Here is a 5,180-nt window from a genome sequence, read left to right on the forward strand (position 1 = left end):
ACAATATTAACCTAAAAGACAATCAAACCATCTAACAGGCGATGTTTGTGCCTGCCAACCGTGAGCGGGAATTCCCGCAGTTGATGGGGGTGCTTGATGAGCTGCTGGCAGGCGGCCGCTCGCTGCTGGCAGGGCCCTGGGGCGATCCCACCTGGAGTGTTGCCGACTGCGCCGTAAATGCCTACCTGGCCTATCTGCCGATCTTCTTCCCCCAGATCGACCTAATCCCCTACCCCAACGTGCAGGCCACGATTGCCGCCACCCAGGCCCGGCCGGCCTACCAACGCGGCATGGGCAGGGCTTGAATCAGTATCTTTGGGATTCCGCCAGAAGGGTCCCAGCCAAGCAGGCACCCTCCAGGTCGGCTCCCTGCAGCTGGGTATCGCGCAGGTCGCAACCACTTAGATCCGCCTGGCGCAGATTGCAGCTACGGAGATTGGCTCCATAGATGCAGCTGCCCTGCAAGTTAGCGCTCTGCAGATTGGCGCCCTCTAACAGGGCAAAACTGAGGTCAGCCTCCGCGAAATCGGCATGGCCCAGATCCGTGAGTTGGTCGAGTCCAGAGCGGAAATCGGCTTCAACCAACCGCGCTTGTCTCCAGCTGCTGCCAGCAGCCACAACACCCCTTAGACAGCAGCGGTGCATCACGGCCCGATCAAAGTTCGATTCCTGAAGACGGCAGCCAGAAAGGTCTGCTTCGTGCCAAAAGGATCCCTGGGCTTGCATTGATGAGAGGTCTGCTCCCCACAGCAACGCTTGCTGAAAGCAGCAGCGTTGCACCTGCGCCCCCCGCAGGCGGGCATGGCCGAAACGTGCTTCCTTGAAACAACTGCCCTCCAGGTTGCAATCAGAGAGGTCAAGGTCGAGACCGTCAATACCACCGAGCCGCAGACCCTGAAAATTGCGCTCGCCTGCCTCCAAGGCCGCACGGAGATATTGGCGACTGGTCTCTGCCATCAGAGAAAGGCAGCAAGGGCATCCAATTGCTGGCGACGAAAAGCAAGCAGTAGCTTTTCAGCCTGGGCAATCAGCTTGAAGACCCCCTTGTCAGCCACCTCGTAATAAACGAGGGCTCCCTCTGGTCGGCGCTGTACCACGCCCGCAATGGTGAGCAGCTTGAGATGTTTCGACACCAGCGCCTGGCTCAGGCCGGTGCTGTCCACAACGGCAGTCACGTTGAGGGGGCCTGCCCGCAGGGCGTGGAGCACGGCAAGCCGATTCGGCTCCGAAAACACCTTGAAATAGTCAGCCAGGTGCTCCATGGCCATGCTCTGCTGCAATCCGATCAAATCACTCTAGAGCATCAAACACATAGCAGCTACTCTAGAAACACATTTCCGTGATATCCTGATAGCCAAGCCTGCGAACTGCCGCTTAATCGCTAGCCCTACCCACCACCCTCACCATCCTGCGGGCCCTGGTGGATGAGATGCGCGCGATCGGCGCCAAGCCGTGGGCAGGCGGCGATGGTGACGTGACCCCCTTTGCTGCTCCAGTTCTTATGAGAGCTGGTGGCGTCGGGTGGCCAGCAGCAGCATCTCGGCTTGGCCCAGAAGCTTGAGCACTGCTTTGTCGATCACCTCGTAAAACACCAGGGAGCCCTCGGGCCGGCGCTGCACCACTCCGGCGATGGTGAGCAGTTTGAGGTGCTTCGACACAAGGGCCTGGCTGAGCCCCGTGGCCTGGCTGAGCCCCGATGCCTCCACAACTGCCGTGACGTTGAGGGGACCGCCCCGCAGGGCCTCGAGCACCGCCAGCCGGCTTGGCTCGGAGAACACCTTGAAGTATTCGGCCAGGGCTTCCATCTGGTCCTCGGGAAGGGAGGTGGCCAAAAACATGCCTAGTCAAATTTTGACTCATCTTTGCGCTAGTGAATCACCGCTAAATCCAGCTACTGCGTAAATTGCGTAACATGATGCCGTTATGACGTTAAGCTGTTGTCCCCTTGTTACTGCGTCCATGTCGCCTGAGTCCCTCGCGCCTCCCCATCCCTTGCCCCCCTCCGCCGCACCGGCTGTGTGGCCGCTGCAGTGGCCCCAGCGGGAGGGACTGTTGGAGCGCCAGCACGACCGTCTCGAAGCATTGCTTGACGATCTGGTCGATCGCCACTGCCTAGCCGACGAGGAGCGCAGTGCTCTGCAGCTGCTCGCTGATCGCCGCGACTGCCTGCTGTTGGTGAGGGGGCTGCGCCTGCATTTGCGGCTAGAGGAGCGCTGGCTCGCTCAGTGCGGCTGCCTTTGCCCTGGCCACCGGGCCGCCCACTGCGAGGCCGTCGCTGCCGCTGCTGCCGGCTGGGAGGTTGCCGAAACCCTGCGAGCCGCGCGGCTGCCCTGGCTGATGGAACTCCAGCAGTGGTTTCACGGCCATCGCCACGGACCCGATGCCCTGGCCTACGCCCGCGCTGCCGCCCTCACCCCCTCCCTCTGATGACCACCTCTGCTCCCCACCTGCGCGAAAACCTGCTCACCCCGCGCTTTTACACCACCGAAATCGAGAAGGCTGCCAAGACCGATCTCGTGGGCCAGCTCGCTGCCTTCGAGGCGATGCTCAACGAGATGGAGGCCGATTACAACCGCGATCACTTTGATCGCAAGGCCCCCCTCGATCGGCTGCGGGTCCTGAATCCAGACGAGAAAGTAGCCTACGAGAGCTATTTAGTGCGCAGCTGCGTGTCGGAATTCTCCGGCTTTCTGCTGTTCAAAGAGCTCTCACGCCAGCTTCAAAAGGCAGGCCGCCCAGAGTTGAGCCGCCTCTTCAATTTGATGGCCCGTGACGAGGCTCGCCATGCCGGCTTTCTCAACCGGGCCCTGGTGGCCGAGGGCATTGAAATCGATTTGCCAGCGTTGAGCGGCAAGCGGCCGATCACCTGGTTTCCGTTGAGTTGGGTGCTCTATTCGGTGTATCTCTCCGAAAAGATCGGCTATTGGCGCTACATCTTGATCGACCGGCACCTCAAGGCTCACCCCGAGAACGACTTCGCCCCCCTGTTTGATTTCTTTGAGCCCTGGTGTCAGGACGAGAACCGCCACGGCGACATCTTCAATATGCTTCTGCGCTGCTGGCCGGGGTTGCGGCAGGGACTGCGCGGCCGGCTGCTGAGTCGCATCTTCCTGTGGAGCGTTTTTCTAACCCACAGCCTGACGGTGTGTGAGCGCGGCAACTTTTACAAGCTGCTGGGCATGGATCCCAGCAGCTTCGATGAAGAGGTGATGCGCAACACCAACCGCACAGCCCGCCGTGCTTTTCCGGTGGTGTTCGATCTGGAGGGCCGCGCCTATTTCGAGCTGCGCGATCAGCTGGTGGAGGTATTCCGGGCTATCAAATCCAGCGCGGAGGAGCCCGCTAGCCCTGCACGGTTGCTGAAGTCTCTCGGCCTGAAGGCCCGCTTTGCAGGCTTGCTGTTGCGCCAGCTCAGCCAGCCGATGGTGCCATCCTCTGGGGCAATCGCGTGAGGGCGGCGACTTCCCTGCCCGCCCTTGGGCAGGGGGTGAAGGTGGTGCCTGGACGCTTGCCCTTCAGCACCGGAACGGTGTTGTTCATGGTGGCGATCCATGCCCTGGCGTTGGTCGCTCTGTTGCCACGCTTCTGGAGCCCAACAGCACTGCTAGTCCTATTGGGGCTGTACTGGCTTACCGCCTGTGTGGGGGTGACCCTGGGTTACCACCGTCTGTTGGCCCACAGAGCTTTTCAGGTGCCCAGATGGTTGGAGCTAGTTATCGCTACCTGCGGTGCCCTCAGCTGCCAGCACGGTCCGATCGACTGGGTGGGCTTGCATCGCCATCACCACCTGCACTCCGACGATCCAGCTGACCACCACAACAGTCATCTCGGCTTCTGGTGGAGCCACTTCGCCTGGATGCTGCACACCGTGCCAGCCAAGCAGTACGTGGGCCAACTCACCCCGGACCTGCAACAGATTCCCTACCACCGCTGGTTAAACCGCAACTTTCTGCTGCTGCAGTTACCCCTGGCGGCCGCTCTCTATGGGCTGGGTAAGGCGACCGGAGCCGGTGGTTGGGCCCTTGTGCTCTGGGGCATTCCCCTCCGCCTGGTGTTTGTTTATCACGCAACTTGGCTGGTCAATTCAGCCACCCATCGGTGGGGCTACGTGAGCCACAGGAGCGGTGATAGTTCCCGCAATAACTGGTGGGTGGCCCTGCTCACCTTCGGGGAGGGCTGGCATAACAACCATCACGCCTACCCCAGTAGTGCCCGCATGGGCTTTCGCTGGTGGGAGCTCGATCTCACCTGGTGGCACATCCAGATGCTGGGCCGGCTTGGCCTGGCCCGTCGAATTCGCCTGGCCGCTCCTCTTCACTCCTCCTCCTCATGACGTCCATGCCCTTTTCAGCCCTGCCCGACATCTCCAACCCCGCCTACCGCGATGCCTACAGCCGCATCAACGGCATGGTGGTGGTGGGTGAAAATCTCGCTGGTCGCCACTTCCGACTGCTTGCCCGCGCCATTCCAAATGATCAGCAGGAACTGGCGCGACTTGCCGCCATGGAAGGGCGCCACGCCAGCGACTTCATGGGCTGCGGTCGCAACCTTGGAATCAAGCCCGATCTAGGCCTAGGCCGTCTCCTCTTCGCCCCGCTGCACGAGCTGTTCCTGAGGTGCAACAAGCAGGGCGACCTATCGGGCTGCCTGGTGATTCAGGGCCTGATTGTGGAGTGTTTTGCCCTTTCGGCTTACCACGCCTACCTGCCGGTGGCCGACGCCTACGCCCAGCCCATCACCGCCGCTGTGATCAGCGATGAAGGAGAGCATCTGGGCTACGCGGAGCGCTGGTTGCATGCCCACTTCGGCGCAGCGCAGGCATCCGCCGGCATGGTCAGCCGCAAAGCCCTACCGATCACTCTGGCCATCCTGCAGACCATGGCTAAGGACATGAAGGCGATCGGCATGGACCCGCACGAGGTGCTGGCAAATTTCAGCGAGCTATTTCTTCAAGCCCTGAAAGCCAGCGGCTTTGATCAAACAGCAGCCAGACGCATCGTTACCGGAGGCCTAGCTGCTGCTGCAACTAGATGATCCAGGCCAGGTCAGCGAGGGGCGCGGGGGAGGGGAGATCAATCGCTTCAGTGCGTAGCCAAGCACTGCTGAGCTGCATGGGCCGTAAAGCGCCACCAAACCGCAGCTGCAGCCAGACAGCGACGCTGGGATCGAGTATGGCAATC

7 protein-coding genes and 2 pseudogenes are annotated in these 5,180 nt (G+C 61.4%); 5 read left to right on the plus strand and 4 right to left on the minus strand.

Annotated elements, in window-relative coordinates; genetic code table 11:
• Window positions 1-38 precede the first annotated feature (38 nt).
• Window positions 39-305: pseudogene (locus KBY71_RS14865) on the plus strand (glutathione S-transferase); the annotation flags it as partial.
• A 1-nt stretch (window position 306) separates the two neighbouring features.
• Here the strand turns inward: KBY71_RS14865 and KBY71_RS14870 are convergent.
• From KBY71_RS14870 to KBY71_RS14885, 4 genes and pseudogenes are all read right to left on the minus strand, one after another.
• Window positions 307-585 carry a pentapeptide repeat-containing protein gene (locus tag KBY71_RS14870; protein ID WP_254929664.1) on the minus strand — a complete coding sequence of 93 codons (279 nt, stop codon included), beginning with the start codon at window positions 583-585 and terminating at the stop codon, window positions 307-309.
• Between the two features lie 66 nt (window positions 586-651).
• A pseudogene (locus tag KBY71_RS14875) lies at window positions 652-957 on the minus strand (pentapeptide repeat-containing protein); the annotation flags it as partial.
• Complete coding sequence (locus KBY71_RS14880; protein ID WP_254929665.1) at window positions 957-1,262, minus strand: helix-turn-helix transcriptional regulator; 306 nt, start codon at window positions 1,260-1,262, stop codon at window positions 957-959. The gene KBY71_RS14880 and the pseudogene KBY71_RS14875, both read right to left, overlap by 1 nt.
• Window positions 1,263-1,499: 237 nt before the next feature.
• Window positions 1,500-1,832: an ArsR/SmtB family transcription factor gene (locus tag KBY71_RS14885; protein ID WP_396095588.1), complete on the minus strand. Its 333-nt coding sequence runs from the start codon at window positions 1,830-1,832 to the stop codon at window positions 1,500-1,502.
• A 127-nt stretch (window positions 1,833-1,959) separates the two neighbouring features.
• On the opposite strand from KBY71_RS14885, the gene KBY71_RS14890 reads away from it, so the two are divergent.
• From KBY71_RS14890 to KBY71_RS14905, 4 genes are all read left to right on the plus strand, one after another.
• Window positions 1,960-2,427 (plus strand): hypothetical protein, encoded by a 468-nt coding sequence (locus KBY71_RS14890; protein ID WP_254929661.1) that lies wholly within the window; start codon window positions 1,960-1,962, stop codon window positions 2,425-2,427.
• Window positions 2,427-3,452 carry a magnesium-protoporphyrin IX monomethyl ester (oxidative) cyclase gene (gene acsF / locus KBY71_RS14895; RefSeq protein WP_254929662.1) on the plus strand — a complete coding sequence of 342 codons (1,026 nt, stop codon included), beginning with the start codon at window positions 2,427-2,429 and terminating at the stop codon, window positions 3,450-3,452. The genes KBY71_RS14890 and acsF overlap by 1 nt, the downstream gene beginning before the upstream one ends.
• 86 nt (window positions 3,453-3,538) lie before the next feature.
• Window positions 3,539-4,333 (plus strand): fatty acid desaturase, encoded by a 795-nt coding sequence (locus tag KBY71_RS14900; protein WP_254929667.1) that lies wholly within the window; start codon window positions 3,539-3,541, stop codon window positions 4,331-4,333.
• Entirely contained in the window at window positions 4,330-5,034 is a 705-nt protein-coding gene (locus KBY71_RS14905) for a long-chain fatty aldehyde decarbonylase (protein WP_254929663.1), read from the plus strand. Before KBY71_RS14900 ends, KBY71_RS14905 begins: the two co-directional genes overlap by 4 nt.
• Window positions 5,035-5,180: the final 146 nt, after the last annotated feature.

It is taken from the genome of Cyanobium sp. T1B-Tous, from assembly GCF_024345475.1.
GTDB lineage: Bacteria > Cyanobacteriota > Cyanobacteriia > PCC-6307 > Cyanobiaceae > Cyanobium_A.

Coding starts and splice junctions, on each gene's coding strand:
- KBY71_RS14880 (WP_254929665.1), bottom strand. CDS start 1,262: ATGGAGCACCTGGCTGACTATTTCAAGGTGTTTTCGGAGCCGAATCGG.
- KBY71_RS14890 (WP_254929661.1), top strand. CDS start 1,960: ATGTCGCCTGAGTCCCTCGCGCCTCCCCATCCCTTGCCCCCCTCCGCC.
- acsF (WP_254929662.1), top strand. CDS start 2,427: ATGACCACCTCTGCTCCCCACCTGCGCGAAAACCTGCTCACCCCGCGC.
- KBY71_RS14900 (WP_254929667.1), top strand. CDS start 3,539: ATGGTGGCGATCCATGCCCTGGCGTTGGTCGCTCTGTTGCCACGCTTC.
- KBY71_RS14905 (WP_254929663.1), top strand. CDS start 4,330: ATGACGTCCATGCCCTTTTCAGCCCTGCCCGACATCTCCAACCCCGCC.